The 15,722-nt window shown below is 70.7% G+C and carries 14 protein-coding genes and 1 pseudogene; 11 read left to right on the top strand and 4 right to left on the bottom strand.

Annotated features, from left to right (window positions below):
- Nucleotides 1–94 precede the first annotated feature (94 nt).
- From ACPT94_RS15765 to araD, 4 genes are all read left to right on the top strand, one after another.
- On the top strand, nucleotides 95–2,140 hold the full coding sequence (locus ACPT94_RS15765) for an RICIN domain-containing protein (RefSeq protein ID WP_425246085.1): 2,046 nt from the start codon (nucleotides 95–97) through the stop codon (nucleotides 2,138–2,140).
- Between the two features lie 163 nt (nucleotides 2,141–2,303).
- Complete coding sequence (gene araB / locus ACPT94_RS15760; RefSeq protein WP_360346011.1) at nucleotides 2,304–3,959, top strand: ribulokinase; 1,656 nt, start codon at nucleotides 2,304–2,306, stop codon at nucleotides 3,957–3,959.
- A gap of 28 nt (nucleotides 3,960–3,987) precedes the next feature.
- Entirely contained in the window at nucleotides 3,988–5,505 is a 1,518-nt protein-coding gene (gene araA, locus ACPT94_RS15755; RefSeq protein ID WP_425246084.1) for an L-arabinose isomerase, read from the top strand.
- Between the two features lie 23 nt (nucleotides 5,506–5,528).
- Nucleotides 5,529–6,251, top strand: a complete 723-nt coding sequence (gene araD / locus ACPT94_RS15750) for an L-ribulose-5-phosphate 4-epimerase AraD (RefSeq protein ID WP_425246083.1) — start codon at nucleotides 5,529–5,531, stop codon at nucleotides 6,249–6,251.
- Nucleotides 6,252–6,423: 172 nt separating this feature from the next.
- Here the strand turns inward: araD and ACPT94_RS15745 are convergent, their stop codons facing one another.
- Nucleotides 6,424–8,133, bottom strand: coding sequence for an acyltransferase (locus ACPT94_RS15745; protein WP_425246082.1), 1,710 nt, complete (start codon nucleotides 8,131–8,133; stop codon nucleotides 6,424–6,426).
- A 484-nt stretch (nucleotides 8,134–8,617) separates the two neighbouring features.
- Here ACPT94_RS15745 and ACPT94_RS15740 point away from each other — a divergent pair, with 484 nt between their 5' ends.
- Entirely contained in the window at nucleotides 8,618–9,286 is a 669-nt protein-coding gene (locus ACPT94_RS15740; protein WP_425246081.1) for a DUF4097 family beta strand repeat-containing protein, read from the top strand.
- Nucleotides 9,287–9,298: 12 nt separating this feature from the next.
- Complete coding sequence (locus ACPT94_RS15735) at nucleotides 9,299–9,802, top strand: GtrA family protein (RefSeq protein ID WP_360346021.1); 504 nt, start codon at nucleotides 9,299–9,301, stop codon at nucleotides 9,800–9,802.
- A gap of 178 nt (nucleotides 9,803–9,980) precedes the next feature.
- On the opposite strand, the gene ACPT94_RS15730 is transcribed toward ACPT94_RS15735, so the two are convergent.
- The 3 genes and pseudogenes from ACPT94_RS15730 to ACPT94_RS15720 form a co-directional block, all read right to left on the bottom strand.
- Entirely contained in the window at nucleotides 9,981–10,268 is a 288-nt protein-coding gene (locus ACPT94_RS15730) for a DUF4190 domain-containing protein (RefSeq protein ID WP_360346023.1), read from the bottom strand.
- Between the two features lie 214 nt (nucleotides 10,269–10,482).
- Nucleotides 10,483–10,755: pseudogene (locus ACPT94_RS15725) on the bottom strand (response regulator transcription factor); the annotation flags it as partial.
- A gap of 209 nt (nucleotides 10,756–10,964) precedes the next feature.
- Entirely contained in the window at nucleotides 10,965–11,738 is a 774-nt protein-coding gene (locus ACPT94_RS15720) for a polysaccharide deacetylase family protein (protein ID WP_425246080.1), read from the bottom strand.
- Between the two features lie 351 nt (nucleotides 11,739–12,089).
- On the opposite strand from ACPT94_RS15720, the gene ACPT94_RS15715 reads away from it, so the two are divergent.
- From ACPT94_RS15715 to ACPT94_RS15695, 5 genes are all read left to right on the top strand, one after another.
- A complete protein-coding gene (locus ACPT94_RS15715) occupies nucleotides 12,090–12,956 on the top strand; it encodes an AraC family transcriptional regulator (protein ID WP_425246079.1) in 867 nt (288 codons plus the stop codon).
- A gap of 577 nt (nucleotides 12,957–13,533) precedes the next feature.
- Nucleotides 13,534–13,815 (top strand): hypothetical protein, encoded by a 282-nt coding sequence (locus ACPT94_RS15710; RefSeq protein WP_360346029.1) that lies wholly within the window; start codon nucleotides 13,534–13,536, stop codon nucleotides 13,813–13,815.
- On the top strand, nucleotides 13,812–14,210 hold the full coding sequence (locus ACPT94_RS15705) for a PIN domain-containing protein (RefSeq protein WP_360346031.1): 399 nt from the start codon (nucleotides 13,812–13,814) through the stop codon (nucleotides 14,208–14,210). Before ACPT94_RS15710 ends, ACPT94_RS15705 begins: the two co-directional genes overlap by 4 nt.
- A gap of 881 nt (nucleotides 14,211–15,091) precedes the next feature.
- Complete coding sequence (locus ACPT94_RS15700; protein ID WP_360346033.1) at nucleotides 15,092–15,313, top strand: type II toxin-antitoxin system VapB family antitoxin; 222 nt, start codon at nucleotides 15,092–15,094, stop codon at nucleotides 15,311–15,313.
- Complete coding sequence (locus ACPT94_RS15695) at nucleotides 15,310–15,717, top strand: PIN domain-containing protein (protein ID WP_360346035.1); 408 nt, start codon at nucleotides 15,310–15,312, stop codon at nucleotides 15,715–15,717. The genes ACPT94_RS15700 and ACPT94_RS15695 overlap by 4 nt, the downstream gene beginning before the upstream one ends.
- Nucleotides 15,718–15,722 lie beyond the last annotated feature (5 nt).

The following is a 15,722-nucleotide window of genomic DNA, read 5'->3' as shown; positions in this document are numbered from 1 at the left end:
CACCCGCCGCTCCCAGCCCCCTTTTTCTCTCCCCCCGGGAGCGGCGGGCCCCAGCACCACCCTCCCCTTCCTGGACATCCCTTGGGAGCCGCCCATGTCCACCATCAGGGAAGGCGCCGCACATCGCGCCGTACCCCGACCCCAGGCGATCACCCTGCTGCTGGCCCTGCTCGCAGCCGCCGTCGCCCTCGTCCTCCCCGCCTCCGGCCAGGCGCACGCGATCTCGCGCGCCTCCCAGACGATGTACACCCCGCCGTCCGGCGCCCCGTCCCCGGGCTCGCTCTACCCCCGGGCCGTGCGTCTGCAGTACAGCGGATCGTCCAACGGCACCCTGCTGGCCACGTTCGAGCAGTACAGCTCGGGCACCCCCGTCTTCCCGATCTACCGCAGCACCGACAACGGCAACAGCTGGACGCAGATCTCCAGCATCAGCGACACCCACAACGGCTTCGGCAACCGCTACCAGCCGTTCCTGTACGAACTGCCCACCCAGATCGGCAACTTCCCGGCCGGCACGATCCTCGCCGCCGGCAACTCCATCCCGAACGACCTGTCCTCGACCGAGCTGGACCTGTACGCCAGCACCGACCACGGCGCCAGCTGGTCCTACGTCAGCACCATCGCGCAGGGCGGCGAGGCCGACCCCACCAACGGCAAGACCCCGGTGTGGGAGCCGTTCCTGATGGTGTCCGGCTCCAAGCTCATCGTGTACTACTCCGACCAGCGCGACCCCAACAACGGCCAGAAGATCGTGCACCAGGTCAGCACGGACGGCGTGAACTGGGGCTCCGTGGTGAACGACGTCGCCACGTCGACGTACGGCGACCGCCCGGGCATGCCCGTGATCGCCAAGCTGCCCAACGGCAACTACGTGATGACGTACGAGTTCTGGGGCGCCCCCGAGGGCGGCTTCGCCGTCTACTACAAGATCTCCTCCGACCCGGAGGCCTTCGGCTCCGCCACCGGCATCGCCCTCAAGGCGACCGACGGCACCCAGCCCAAGAGCTCCCCGTACATCACCTGGCTGCCCACCGGTGGCGCCAACGGCACCCTGGTGGTGAGCGCCAACAGCAGCGACGACCTGTTCCTCAACACGCAGAACGGCGCCGCGAACACCTGGACGCGCATCGCCTCCACCGTGCCCGGCGGCTACAGCCGCGGCCTGCTCCCGCTGGCCGACGGCCACAGCCTGCTGGTCCTCAGCGGCGGCCACCTGACCAGCACGGGCCTCAACCCGGTCACCTACGGCACGATCGACCTGGGCGGCGGCATCTCCGACGGCGCCACCTACACCGTGGCCAACGTCAACAGCAACCTGATGCTGACCATCGCGGGCGGTTCGACCACCAACGGCGTCAACGCCACCCAGCAGAACGTCGACAACGCCAGTGACCAGAAGTGGAAGTTCGTCCAGCAGACGTCCGGCTACTTCAAGATCTTCAACGTGGCGAGCGGCAAGGTGATGGGCGTGGAGAACCAGTCCACGGCCAACGGCGCCAAGGTCCTGCAGTGGGACGACAACGGCACCCTCGACCACGAGTGGGCCGTGGCGCCCGACCCGGCGGGCGGCTTCACCGCCACCAACCGGATCAGCGGCAAGCTCCTGGAGATCCCGAGCGCCTCCAAGACGGTCGGCACGATCGCCGGGCAGTGGGGCCCCACGGGCTGCGCCTGCCAGCGCTGGAACCTCACCCAGACCGCCCTGCCGAACCTGGCCACCGGCCAGTACCGCCTGATCAACAAGAACAGCGGCAAGTTCCTGGAGATCCCCGGCGCCTCCACCACGGTGGGCAAGCAGGCCGGCCAGTGGGTGAACACCGCCAACAACTGCCAGCTGTGGACGTTCCAGTCCGTCAGCGGCGGGGCGTGGACCGTGAAGAACGTCAACAGCGGTCTGTTCCTCGACACCAACGGCTCGACCTCGGCCGGCGCGGCCGTCGTCCAGAACTCGTCGTCCACCGCGAGCTCCCAGAAGTGGACGCTCACGGACGCGGGCAACGGCTACTTCAAGCTCGTCAACGCCGGCAGCGGCCTGGTGGCGGACGTCGCCTCGGCCTCCACCGCCAACGGCGCGCTGATCGTCCAGTCGGCGGACAACGGCGCCGCCGACGAACTCTGGCAGATCGTGCGGGTCAACTGACCCGCTCTCCCGGACGCCGGGGCCCGGATGTCGGCCGGGCCCCGGCCCTTGCCAAGCCGTACGTACCCAGAACCCAAGCCGTACCCAAAACCCTTTGCCGTCCGTTGACTCGAACGTCGACCGATATATCGAACCAATCGTCGTGAAAGAAGGAGGGGCCGCCGTGACGGAAGAACCCTGTGTCGTGGGTGTCGACTTCGGAACCCTGTCCGGCCGTGCCGTCGTCGTCCGCGTCCGGGACGGCGCGGAGCTGGGATCGGCGGAGCACCCGTACGCCCACGCCGTCCTCGACCGGACCCTGCCCGACGGCACCCGGCTGCCCCCCGACTGGGCCCTCCAGGTCCCCTCGGACTACATCGACGTCCTGCGCATCGCCGTACCCGAAGCCCTCACCCGCGCCGGTGTCCGGGCCGAACAGGTCATCGGCGTCGGCACCGACTTCACCGCCTGCACGGTCCTGCCGGTCCTCGCCGACGGCACGCCCCTGTGCGAGCTGCCCGAGTACACCTCCCGCCCGCACGCCTACGTCAAGCTGTGGCGCCACCACGCCGCCCAGGGCCAGGCCGACCGGATCAACGCGCTGGCCGCCGAGACGAAGGAGCCCTGGCTGCAGCGGTACGGCGGGAAGATCTCCTCCGAGTGGGAGTTCGCCAAGGCGCTCCAGGTCCTGGAGGAGGACCCGGAGGTCTACCACCGCACCGAGCGGTGGCTGGAGGCGGCCGACTGGATCGTGTGGCGGCTGTGCGGGACGTACGTCCGCAACGCCTGCACCGCCGGCTACAAGGGCCAGTACCAGGACGGGGTCTACCCGTCGCCCGACTATCTGGGGGCTCTGCACCCGGACTTCGCCGGCTTCGTCACCGACAAGCTGGACCAGCCGATCGGACAACTCGGTGACGTGGCAGGGCGGTTGACCGCCGAGGCAGCCGCCTGGACGGGACTGCCGGAAGGCATCGCGGTCTGCGTCGGCAACGTCGACGCCCATGTGACCGCCCCGGCGGCCATGGCGGTGGAACCCGGCCAGATGGTCGCCATCATGGGCACCTCCACCTGCCACGTCATGAGCTCCGACCAGCACGCCTCCGTGCCGGGCATGTGCGGCGTCGTCGACGGCGGCATCCTGCCCGGGCTGTGGGGCTACGAGGCCGGACAGAGCGGCGTCGGCGACATCTTCGCCTGGAGCGTACGCACCGGCTTCCCCGCGTCGTACGCCGAACAGGCCGCCGCCAACGGTCAGACCCCGCACGAGTACCTGACCGCCCTCGCCGCCGAACAGAAGGTCGGAGAGCACGGACTCCTGGCCCTGGACTGGCACAGCGGCAACCGCTCGGTGCTGGTCGACCACGACCTCAGCGGCCTGCTCGTCGGCCAGACCCTGTCCACCCGGCCCGAGGACGTCTACCGCGCCCTGCTGGAGGCCACCGCCTTCGGCACCCGCACCATCATCGACGCCTTCGAGGCCGCCGCCGTCCCCGTGAAGGAACTGATCATCGCGGGCGGCCTGACGAAGAACGCCCTGCTCATGCAGATCTACGCCGATGTCACCCGCCGCCCGCTCGGCATCATCGGCTCCACCCAGGGCCCGGCCCTCGGCGCCGCCCTGCACGCCGCCGTCGCCGCCGGGGCGTACCCCGACATCCGCGCCGCCGCCCACGCCATGGGCAAGGTCCGGCGCGGCGTCTACCTGCCCGACCCCGAGCGCGCGGCGGCCTACGAGCGCCTCTACGCCGAATACCGCGTGCTGCACGACTACTTCGGCCGCGGCACCAACGACGTCATGCACCGCCTGCGCCGCCTGCGCGCCGAGGCGACCGCCTGACACCGGACCCGATGTGAAAGGAACCGCCATGACGACACCAGCGCAGCCGTACGACAGCCACGAGGTCTGGTTCCTCACCGGCAGCCAGCACCTGTACGGCGAGGAGACCCTGGCCCAGGTCGCCCACCAGTCCCGGCAGATCGCCGAACGCCTCGACGCGGCGAGCGAGATCCCCCTGCGGATCGTGTGGAAGCCGGTCCTCACCGACGCGGAGTCGATCCGCCGGCTCTGCCTGGAGGCCACCGCCTCCGACACCTGCGTCGGCGTGATCGTGTGGATGCACACCTTCTCCCCGGCGAAGATGTGGATCGCCGGACTGAGCGCCCTCGACCGGCCCGTGCTGCACCTGCACACGCAGTACAACCTGTCGCTGCCCTGGTCGAGCATCGACATGAACTTCATGAACCTCAACCAGGCCGCTCACGGCGACCGCGAGTTCGCCCACATCGAGGCCCGTGTCGGCGTCAACCGGAAGATCGTCGCCGGTCACGCCACGGACCCCCGGGTCGTGGGGCGCGTCGCCGCCTGGACGCGGGCCGCCGCCGGCCGCCATGCCGCCCGCACCCTGCGCCTGGCCCGCTTCGGCGACAACATGCGCGAGGTCGCGGTCACCGAGGGCGACAAGGTCGAGGCACAACTGCGGTTCGGTTTCTCCGTGAACACCTACGGCGTCAACGACCTCGTCGCCGTCGTCGACGCGGTGGAGGACAAGGAGGCGGCCGAACTCGCCGCCGAGTACGTGGAGTCGTACCACGTGGTCCCGTCCCTGCGCCCGGACGGCATACGCCACGACTCCCTCCTCTACGCCGCCCGCCTGGAACTCGGCCTGCGCACCTTCCTCACCGAGGGCGGCTTCACCGCCTTCACCACCAACTTCGAGGACCTGGGCGGACTGCGCCAGCTCCCGGGCCTCGCCGTCCAGCGGCTGATGGCCGACGGCTACGGCTTCGGCGGCGAGGGCGACTGGAAGACCTCCGCGCTGCTGCGCACGATGAAGGTCATGGGCGCCGGACGCCCCGGCGGCACCACCTTCATGGAGGACTACACCTACCACCTCGGCCCGGGCGCCCCGCGCATCCTCGGCGCCCACATGCTGGAGGTCTGCCCCTCCGTCGCGGCCGACCGCCCCAGCTGCGAGATCCACAGCCTGTCCATCGGCAACCGCGAGGCCCCGGTCCGCCTGGTCTTCGACGCCGCCCCCGGCCCCGCCCTGGTCGTCGGCCTGTCCGACCTCGGCGACCGCTTCCGCCTCACGGCGAACGCCGTGGACGTGGTCGCCCCCAGTCAGCCGCTGCCCCACCTGCCGGTGGCCAGGGCCGTGTGGAAGCCGCGCCCCTCACTCGCCGAGTCGGCCGAGAGCTGGCTGCTCGCCGGCGCCCCGCACCACACCGTGCTCAGCTCGGCCGTGGACCACGAGACGCTGAGCGACTTCGCCGGCATGACAGGCGTGGAACTGCTGACGATCGACGAGAACACGACCCCCGAGCAGCTCGCCAAGGAGATCCGCTGGAACGCCGCCTACCACCGTCTCGCCCAGGCGCTGTGAGACCGGTGAGCGAGGAGACAACCATGACCACGGCCATCCGGGCGGGCCTGCGGCAAGAGGTGCTGGAGGCCAACCTCGCCATCCCCCAGGTCGGCCTCGCGACCCTGACCTGGGGCAACGTCAGCGGGATCGACCGTGAGGCGGGGGTGTTCGTCATCAAGCCCTCGGGAGTGCCGTACGAGAGCCTCACGGCCGACGACCTGGTGACGGTCCGCCTGTCCGACGGCGCGGTGGTGGAAGGCGACCTGCGCCCCTCCACCGACACCGAGACCCACCGCTGCCTGTACCTGGCGTTCCCCTCCATCGGCGGCGTGACCCACACCCACTCCACCCACGCCGTGGCCTTCGCCCAGGCCCGCCGCGACATCCCCGTCCTCGGCACCACCCACGCCGACACCTTCAACGGCCCCCTCCCCGTCACCCGCGACCTCACCGAGGAGGAGTGCGCGAAGGACTACGAGTACAACACCGGCCAGGTCATCGTGGACCTGCTCGCCGGCGACGACCGGCGTGCCGTCGAGGTCGCCGCCGCCCTCGTCGCCGGCCACGGCCCCTTCACCTGGGGCGCCACCGCCCGCAAGTCCCTGGAACACGCGATCATCTGCGAGGCCGTCGCCGACATCGCCCTGCACACCCTGTCCCTGTCCCCGGCGGCCCCACCGCCCCGCCATCTCCTGGAGCGCCACTACACCCGCAAACACGGCCCCGACGCCTACTACGGCAACCCGGAGCCGGCCGTGCCATGAGTCCCCACCCGGCCGGACACGCGCCGGCCGGCCCGCACGTCACCGTCGCCCGGTACGCCGCTGCCGAACCTCGGGCGCGGCTTCCAGGGGGCCGCTGGTGCACGGCCCCCTCGTGCGCGCTTCCCCGGGCGGGTCCGGCATCCGCACCCGAACGCGCTCGTCGTACGCGGCGTCAGCGACTTCCCCCCAGCCGGAGAGGCTCCCCGTCGTGACCGGTCGGGGCGGGTTCGGGCCGGTGGATTCCCCGTGGGCGGTAGCCCAGGAGGTCGGCGAGGCCGAGCAGGTCGGCGAGCAGCCAGATGATGGCGAGCCACATCTCGGTCCCCTGGAGCCCGGGGGCGCGGCCGGGGCCCGTGCCGTCGGGTGCGGGGCCGAAGCCGAAGCCCTGCCCGGGTTGCCAGCGGGTGAGCGCGGCGGTGAGCTGTGCCGCCGCCCAGGCGCGTGCCTCCTCGGCGCGGTGACCGGTCTGCCGGGCGCAGAGCCACAGCGGGTGGGCGACGTCCAGGACGTTGCAGGCGTTCTCCCGGCCGGGAGCGAAGAAGCGCTGGTCGCGCGCGTGGTCGAGGACGGTGTCGATGACGCGTTCGGCATACGGCACCGGCAGGGCGAACTGGGCGAAGGAGCCGCGGGTGAGCCGGTAGTAGCCGTTGACCATCTCCAGGCGCCCGCTGTCCGCGGTGGGCGAGCCCCACATGCCGGTCCACGGGTCGGCATGGGTGTGCAGCCAGCCGAAGAGCGCCTCCACCGCCCCGGGCGCGGCCGGCTCCGCGCCCAGCCGCAGGTTCCAGTGCGCGGCGGTGGCCCAGGCGTCCACCCAGGCTCCCGCGCTCCAGGCGTGGTCGCGCCAGGGCAGGGCCGCCAGGCGCCGGACGAGGCGGTCCGCGGTGGCGGACCGCACGGTGTGCACCGGGTGGGCGAGGGAACCGCCGAGCAGGTCCAGCGCGTAGCCGACGCACAGCACGTGATAGACGGCGGCCCCGTCGTCCGGCAGCCCGGCCGCTCCGGCGACCGGTGGCGCCTCCCCGTACTCGGGCACCAGGCCCGTGGCGGGGTCCTGCAGGGCCCGCAGCCGCGCCACGTGCTCGGCGGCGGGCAGCTGCGGGGGAACATCGCCGAGCAGGAGGTCGGCGATCTCCACCGCGTCGCAGTGCGCGCGTACCGTGGGCGCGGCGCCGGGCCGGTCCACGTACCGGCCGGCCTCCGGCAGCCAGCAACGGTCCAGCAGGTCGGCTGCCTGCGCGCGGGCGGTCCCGGCGAACTCCGACAGCCGCTCGGCGAGGGGCGCGCCCGGGCGCGGTGCGGCGCCGCGCGCGTCACGGCGGTCACGGATGCGGCGCGCCGGGTTGCCGGCGGCCACCGTCCACGCGGGCAGGTCCTTGGTGACCACCGCGCCCGCGCCGATGACGCAGTGATCCCCGATGCTGACGCCGTCCACGACGACGACGTGCGAACCGATCCACACATCGTCGCCCACCGTGATCCCGCGGCTGGTCACCGGCTGCTGATGCACCGGCAGGTCGGGCTCCGCCCCGTGGTTGAAACCGAGCAGCGAGCTGTGCGCCCCGATGCGCACCCCGCTGCCGAGCGTGACCGTGCCCCGCACCACGGCGAAGGGATTCACCGAACAGTCGGCCCCCGTCCGCACCTCCCCGGTGACGTACGCGTGGGCGGCGATGTACGAACGGTCGCCCAGCCGCAGACGGTCCGGGTACACCGCCGCGCTGTCGGCCACGAAGCAGTCCTCGCCGAACTCCACTTCCCCCGCCTCCAGCAGCCGCTGCTGGAGCTGCTGCTGCTCGGCGCGCTGCCGGGGCGACGCCTGCGTGCCGAAGAGCCAGGGACAGTGGTCGAAGAGACCGTGGTCGTGCTCGGACTCCGTCATGGGATCCTCTCCAGGGGCGTGGCGCCGAGTGGTGAGCCGCTGTCTTCCGGCACCGCACCTGGCAGTCCACCGCTTGTCGATCCAGCGCTCGTCGATCTGCCGCAGGAGCATAGGGCAGCGGCCGTCCGACCGATCCGGTGCCCTCCGGGATCGGCCAAGGCTCTGATCCGCCCCGGAGCGGAAGGCCGCGGGCCGGGCCGAGGGCCGCCCGAACCCATGGCCGGACACGGAGGGCCGCACCCACCCGGGTGCGGCCCTCCGCGCGTTGCCGGGTGCGGCCCTCCGCGCGTTGCCGGACACCGTTCACTCCCAACTCATTGCAATGAGTCGAGTCGCCGCTGTTGCATTATCCTCCAGCTCGTTGCAACAATTTCATGCCGTTCATCTGCGTCGATGGCAATCACGTGCAACAAGCTTGTTGTCTGATCCATAAATGCAACGTAGCGTTTCCGTCATCAGAAACAACGGAACGAAGGAGCGCACGATGCAGATGTTCGACACCCCCGCCCCGATCTCCGCCGTCCTCGACATCCCCGCCGCCCGCATCCGGCTCATCGCCGCCGACCGGGCCGACACCACGGTCGAGATCCTGCCCGCGGACGCCTCCAGGAGTCGCGACGTGAAGGCGGCGCAGCAGACGGAGGTCGCCTACGCCGACGGCGTCCTGCGGATCAAGGCCCCGGCGAAGAACCAGTACTTCGGCCCCTCCGGATCCATCGAGGTCACCGTCCGACTGCCCGCCGGCTCCCGCATCGAGGGCAAGGCGGCCGGCGGGGAACTCCGCGGCGTCGGACGGCTCGGCGACGTCACCTTCGAAGCCGCCCAGGGCCCGGTCGAGCTCGACGAGTCCGCAGACACCCGCATCAGCGTCCTCGACGGCGACATCGCGGTCGGCCGCCTGAGCGGCCCCGCGGAGATCAGCACCCAGAGGGGCGACATCCGGATCACCGAGGCCGTGCGCGGCACGGTCGCACTGCGCACCCAGCAGGGCGAGATCTTCGTCGGCGCCGCCCGCGGAGTCTCCGCCTCCCTGGACGCCGGCACCACCTACGGCCGGATCCGCAACGCCCTCCAGAACACCGACGGCGCCACCGCCGGCCTCGACATCCGAGCGACCACCGCCCACGGCGACATCACCGCCCGCAGCCTGTAAAGGAGAACCCTCATGACGTCGCCGCTCGCACAGAAGCCCGAGATGGCGACTCCGGCCGGCCCTGGCCCCGTCGCCTCCTTCATACGGTTCGTGATCTTCGGGGGCGGCGTCGGAGTCCTCTCCAGCTTCGCGGTACCGCTGCTGGTCGTGATCATGCCCTGGGCGGTCTCGAACGCGGTCGTCACCGTCGCGTCCACCCTGCTGTGCACCGAACTCCACGCCCGCTACACGTTCGGCAAGGGACGCGGCGCCGGCTGGCGAGAGCACTGGCAGTCGGCAGGCTCGGCCACTGCCGCCTATCTGGTGACCAGCGTCGCCGTGTTCGTCCTGCACCTGGCGCAGTCGTCCCCCGGCATGCTGACCGAGCAGATCGTCTACCTCGGGGCCTCCGGCCTCGCCGGCCTGGGCCGCTTCGCCCTCCTGCGCCTCTACGTCTTCGCCACCCGTCGCGCCGAGAGCGCACGTCCCCCGAAGCGGCAGGGGACGACGGCCGCGCCCGTCCTGGTGGCGGCATAGGGCACGAGCCCGTCCCGCGCCGCGGCGACCGGTGGACGGAGAGCGGGCGCGAACAGGGACTGTGGCCGACTGGGCCGGGCCGGGCCGGACCTCGTGATGGCCCGGCTGGTGACGCGGGCGGGCATCCGGCCCTCGGCCGGCGCCCACCCGCATGCCGCTGCGTCTGTCCGGGTGGCTGCTAGCCGCCCACGTACCAGCTGAATCCGCCGTTGCTGGCGGCGACGGCCAGCAGCACGAGCCACAGGACCACGTCGACGACGCCGAGGATGATGCCGGCCTTCGCCATTCCGGCACCGTTCCTGACCGCCGTCTGGCGGCGGGCGACGGCACCGAAGATGATGGCTAAGGGACCCAGCACGATGTTCAGGATGAACAATCCGACGATGCCGCAGCAAAGGCTCGCGATCGCCAGGCCGTTGGTGCGCGATCCGGAGGACGCGGCAGGGGTGCTGCCGTAACTCGTCATTGGATACTCCCAGTTGTCGGTTGCACGGACCGAACGGGCCGCACGCTCCTTACTTTCGACTCGCTTGTTCGAATGCCCCCTCGATGCGCTCCCATGTCGACGGAACCTCCGGCCGTCTCGGTCGGCCCACGCCGCCGAGGTTGCGGTGCCGCACCTCCGGGTGCGGAGTGTCGCCGACACGTCGGCTTGCGGATGCACACTCCTGGGCGTTGAGTCATGAGTCTTCGCTGCCGCCGGCCGTCCAGTCGTCTGCGCCGAGGGGCGCGACCCGGCGCGCTGTGGGGCTGACCAGTCCGGTCTCGTAGGCGAGGACGACGGCCTGGACCCGGTCGCGGAGCCGGAGTTTGGCGAGGACACGGCCGACATGCGTCTTGACGGTGGTCTCGGCCAAGTGGAGGTGGTCGGCGAGTTCGGCGTTGCTCAGGCCCTGGGCGAGCAGACGCAGCACCTCGAGTTCGCGTCGGGTCAGCGTGGCAAGGGCTCGGTGGCCTGGTCATCGCGGTCCTGGGCGCGTTGCTGCCGGCCGGCTGGGCCGCTCGGACCCGCACTGCGACTGCCCTGCGCACCGAATAGAGCGAATCCGAAACAGAGGCCGTGCTCCTGCGTGGGGCATCCAACACCTCGTACCGAAGCCCGGTTGGCATCCCGGTGCGCCGGGCCCGGACCTCGGACCCCGGGACCGACCGGGTCCGGGACTCAGCGCACCGGGAAGCCGAAGGAGTAGCCCTGCTCCTTGAGCCGGGGGAGGAGCCGGCGCAGGGCCTCGACGGTCTGGGAACGGTCGCCTCCCGCGTCGTGGAAGAGGAGCGTCGGCCCGCCCGGCAGCTCCCGCTCGACGGTGGCGACGATGGCGTCCGTGCCCGGCCGCTCGAAGTCCTTGGAGTCCACGTTCCAGCCCAGCGGGCGCATGCCGCGGGAGGCGGCGAGCGTGCGGCTGTAGGGGGTGAAGGCCCCGCCGGGCGCCCGGTAGTACATCGGCCGTACGCCCCCGGACGCCTCGGTGATCATGCGTTCGGCGTCGAGTATCTGCTGCGACTGGTAGGCCTGGGACTTCTTGTCCATGGTGGTGTCGTGCGACACCGAGTGGTCGCACAGCCGGTGCCCGGCCGCGACGACCTTCCTCACGAGGTCCGGGTGGGCCTGCGCCTGCGTCCCCACCATGCAGAACGTGGCCTTCACCCCGTACTCCCGCAGCACGTCGAGCATGTGAGGGGTCCACACGGGGTCGGGGCCGTCGTCGATGGTGATGTTGACGCCGCGGGGCCCCTTGTCCGAGGCGTGCGCGATGGTCACCGCGACCGGCTTGACGGCACCGCCCGGCGTGGCCGACGCGGCAGCCTTCGGCGACGAGCCACCCACGGCGCCGGCCTGCGCGGCCCACACCGAGGCACCGGCGGCGAGCACCGTCACCCCGAGCGCCGCCCCGACGACCTTGCCGTACCAGCCCCGTCCGCCGCCGTGCCGTGCCATGTCCGCCCCGCTTTCGCCCAGTTGCTCGCCCGATCCTCGGTCACCTTGCGACCACCTGGCAGGACGAGGGGCGGCGGCCCCGGGATCCGCCCGTTACCGATCGCGGACAATCCCGGGGGAGTTCACGGACAACTCGACGAGCAGCGGCCGAAACCGGGCGGCTCGGCCGAGGACGATGCCGCTCCTGATCACGTCCATCCCGGTGTCGGCCGAGCCCCGGCCGGAGGCAGCGCTCTGCCGCTCGCCCTTCCGGGCTCCCTCGTGCACCCGACCTGATCGGGCACAGGATGTCGGGTCCGGCATGGCAGGCGCTGCCTAGCGTGGTGGTCGTCAAGAGGAAGGAGACCGGGGGTGCTGGAGCGGCTGAACCAGGCCATGGAGCACATCGAGCGCCATCTCGACCAGGACATCGACGTGCGGGAGCTGGCACGCGTCGCGGCCACCTCGGAGTACCACCTGCGCCGGATGTTCTCCGCGCTCGCGGGCATGCCGCTGTCGGAGTACATCCGGCGCCGTCGGCTCACCCTCGCGGGCGCCGACGTACTCGCGGGGCGTGAGACGCTGCTGGAGATCGCGGTGCGCCATGGCTACGGCTCCGGCGAGGCGTTCGCGCGGGCGTTCCGTGCCATGCACGGCATCGGACCGGGCGAGGCCCGGCGTACCGGCGCCGCGCTCAGCTCCCAGTCCCGGATGGCCTTCCGCCTCACCGTCGAAGGGAGCAGCAGTATGCGATACCGCGTTGTGGACAAGGCGGAGTTCGCCGTCGTCGGGCTCAAGGCCCGGGTACCGCTGGTGCATGCGGGGCCGAACCAGGCGATCATGGACTTCGTCCGCGGGATCGACCCGCGGACCCTGGAGCGCCTGGAGAAGCTGTCGGACCAGCAGCCGCACGGCATCGTCGCGGTCTGCGACGACCTGGACCCCAGCCGCGCCGAGGGCACCGAACTCGACTACTACCACGGCGTGATCACCTCCGAGGCCGCTCCCGAGGGCACGACCACGTTGGCCGTCCCGGCCGGCACCTGGGCGGTCTTCACCACCTCCGGGCCGGCGCCACAGGCCATCCAGGAGCTGTGGCGGGACGTCTTCACCGAGTGGTTCCCTTCGAACCCGTACCGCACCCGCACCGGCCCTGAGATCCTGCGCACCCGCCTGTCGCCGGAGAAGACCGAGGCCGACGCCGAACTGTGGCTCCCGGTCGAACCCGAGCGCGGCTGAACAAAGCGGTAAGCCGCCCGGAGCCAGGGCCTCCGGGAACCCAGCGAGGCCCTGGTTCGTCGCCTGACCCTGACTCCGTGCTGCGGCAAGAAGCGAGTGCGCACCACACCGACGACTCCTCGGCGGGCTGATGGTGTGCTCGCGGTGCGGCACCCGCCCACTGGTCCAGACAGCAAACAACCCCCGGGTCAATGACCTGGGGGTTTCACATGGAGCGGGTGACGAGAATCGAACTCGCGCTCTCAGCTTGGGAAGCGACGGCGCTTGCGCGGGCTCCATGGCTCTGACCAGCGCAGATAGCTGTACCTTGGGGTGGTCGCGTGGGCCGGTTTACACCGCTGTTGACCGTGGTTTTCCGCCCTTACGGGCACGCGGAGGGCACGGAATCTCAGATGGGGGAGGTCGGCGCCAGCGGGGGACAACTCCGCACGGGCAGCCCCGTGCGGAGACCAGCTGCCTGAAGCGGCGTTGCGGCTGCACAGCACCCGTCAGCCTCCGGCGCCGGCTTTCTCCGCCATCCGGTTGGAATCCCGCGCGCCGCCACCCGCTATGCCATATTCAATGGCATACTCGAAGCGTGACTGATGACGACGTGGACTTCCTGCCCGGCGACGGCCCCACCAGCGGTATCTCCGTCACTCTGACTGCCGGAACTTTGCAGGCGATCCGTGAGCGGGTCGGCAAGCGGGGCGTCTCGGCCTACCTGGAGAAGGCGGCCCAGCGGCAGATCGAGCGGGACAACCTCGACGAGCTGATCGCGGACTTCGACAAGGTGCACGGCCCGGCCGACCCCGAGGCCGTGGCGGCCAAGCGTGCCCGGCTGACCGGCGGCGCTTCACATGCAGGGGCGGCCGCGTGAGCGGTGCCCTGGTCCTGGACAGCGAGGGCCTGGCGAAGGCCGTACAGCGTGATCGGGAAATCCACGAGTGGCTGACGGCGGCTCGCGACGCGGACCTGCCCGTGGTCACCTCAGCCGCCGTACTGGTCGAAGTGATCCACCCGAAGATCAACCACGCCGCGCTGAAGTGGACCCTGTCCCGCCTGAGTGTCGAGCCGGTGACCCAGTCCGTCGCGCAATCCGCTGCCGCTTTGCTGCGCGCAGCGGGGCTGCACGGCCACAAGTACGCCATCGACGCCATGCTGTGCGCGACCGCCCTGCAGCATCCCGGCCGGGTGACGATCCTGACTTCCGATGTAGAAGACATCGGGCTGCTCGCTGCCGAGCATGCACGTGTGAGCACGGAGAAGGTCTGAGGCATCAGGCCGCCCTGGACGCGACGCGCGCCTTGGCTGCGGCGCCGGCACCATTCGGCGCGAGCGTCGCGGAGAGCGCCGAGGGTCCAGGCCGTGCGGATCACGCGCCGAACCGCGTGGCCTCGGCATCCAGGACGTCCGCGTGCGTTACGACGACATCGAAGAGGGGGCATGGCTCGCCCCGCGGCGAGAGCGACGGTTAGGGGCAGTCGACGACCTCCCGCTCTGACGCCAGGACCCTCGGCGGTCAAGTGCCCACTCCCACACAAGGGGCTTGTGCACCGCCCACACGACGAAGCACGAATAGGACGGGGTGTCCACCATCGCCCAGGAACAGCGGGCTGAGGGCTCGCCCCCAGCTCATCTACGCGAAAGTGCAGGTCAGCGCCACACTGCGACGCGATGAGGGCACCCTCTCAAGGCGCGCGTGCCCTCTGCGTGCCCAATCTCGGGGGCAGAGGCACTCATAAACGCCGCAACGGCTCCCCGGTAAAGCAAGCCCCAGGTCGCTGACCTGAGGCTTCGCGAAGAGCGGGTGACGAGAGTCGAACTCGCGCTCTCAGCTTGGGAAGCGAAGGCGCTTACGCGGCTGGATGGCTGCTGACCTGCGCAGATTCATCGCGCCATCACCGTTGCGCGGCCCCGATCTCACCGTTGTTGGCCGTGGTTGTCCGCTCTTACGGGCACGTTATGGGCACGAGTACCACCAGCGATCGAGTCATATGTGCGCGCGGCGCTTCGTCATCGGCGGGTCGGCATCGTCTGCCGGGCTGGCCTGAGTGTCCGTTGCGACTGTAGATCCGACTCTGAAGACGTGGCCGCGACGATGTTGGTGAAGTATTCTTCGATGTACATCACCAACATCGTCCGGGAGGTGCCGCATGTCTGTGACCCAGATTGACATCGATGACGACGCCCTGGAGCGCGCCATGACTCTGGCCAGGGTCAGGACCAAGAAGGAGGCGGTCAATCTCGCTCTGCACTTCTACGCCGAGCAGCAGGAGCGTGCGGCGCGCATCAGCCGTCATTTCGAGCGCGCGCGTGAGTGGGGCGCCGTCGAGGACGCCGAGCGCCTGCACCGTGCGGAGAAGCACAGCCGGTGATCTACTTGCTCGACACGTCCGGCCTGGTCCGGCTGCTCCGTGATTCAAAACTGCAATCGGCCTGGTACGACGCGATCGACGCCGGGGCCATCGCATCCTGCTATGTGCAACGCACCGAGTTTCTTCACAGCGCCCGGACCGGACGCGAGTACGACGAGATCGTGGAGATGTTCACCGATCTCTACCCCGACGTGTCGGTGCCGAAGAACGCGGGGCGCTGGATCGGCGGTGTGCAACACCGTATGGCCCAGGCCGGGGAGCATCGCAGTGCCTCGGCGGTGGACCTCGTGATCGCTGCCACCGCGGCCCACCACGGCTTGGCCGTCCTCCACGACGACGCCGACTACCGTGCCATCGCTCGGGCGTCCGACCTCACCGAGCACAACATCCACGACGTCTCCTGAGGCGC

Origin of the sequence: Streptomyces aurantiaciflavus (assembly GCF_049808595.1) — a bacterium.
Classification (GTDB): domain Bacteria; phylum Actinomycetota; class Actinomycetes; order Streptomycetales; family Streptomycetaceae; genus Streptomyces.
The sequence above is the reverse complement of the archived record's forward strand: the minus strand, read 5'-3'. Positions and strand labels throughout refer to the sequence as shown.

Bases quoted from the DNA above. Each gene is read 5' to 3' on its own strand.
- ACPT94_RS15765 (WP_425246085.1), top strand. From the start codon at position 95: ATGTCCACCATCAGGGAAGGCGCCGCACATCGCGCCGTACCCCGACCC.
- araA (WP_425246084.1), top strand. From the start codon at position 3,988: ATGACGACACCAGCGCAGCCGTACGACAGCCACGAGGTCTGGTTCCTC.
- araD (WP_425246083.1), top strand. From the start codon at position 5,529: ATGACCACGGCCATCCGGGCGGGCCTGCGGCAAGAGGTGCTGGAGGCC.
- ACPT94_RS15745 (WP_425246082.1), bottom strand. From the start codon at position 8,133: ATGACGGAGTCCGAGCACGACCACGGTCTCTTCGACCACTGTCCCTGG.
- ACPT94_RS15740 (WP_425246081.1), top strand. From the start codon at position 8,618: ATGCAGATGTTCGACACCCCCGCCCCGATCTCCGCCGTCCTCGACATC.
- ACPT94_RS15735 (WP_360346021.1), top strand. From the start codon at position 9,299: ATGACGTCGCCGCTCGCACAGAAGCCCGAGATGGCGACTCCGGCCGGC.
- ACPT94_RS15730 (WP_360346023.1), bottom strand. From the start codon at position 10,268: ATGACGAGTTACGGCAGCACCCCTGCCGCGTCCTCCGGATCGCGCACC.
- ACPT94_RS15720 (WP_425246080.1), bottom strand. From the start codon at position 11,738: ATGGCACGGCACGGCGGCGGACGGGGCTGGTACGGCAAGGTCGTCGGG.
- ACPT94_RS15700 (WP_360346033.1), top strand. From the start codon at position 15,092: ATGTCTGTGACCCAGATTGACATCGATGACGACGCCCTGGAGCGCGCC.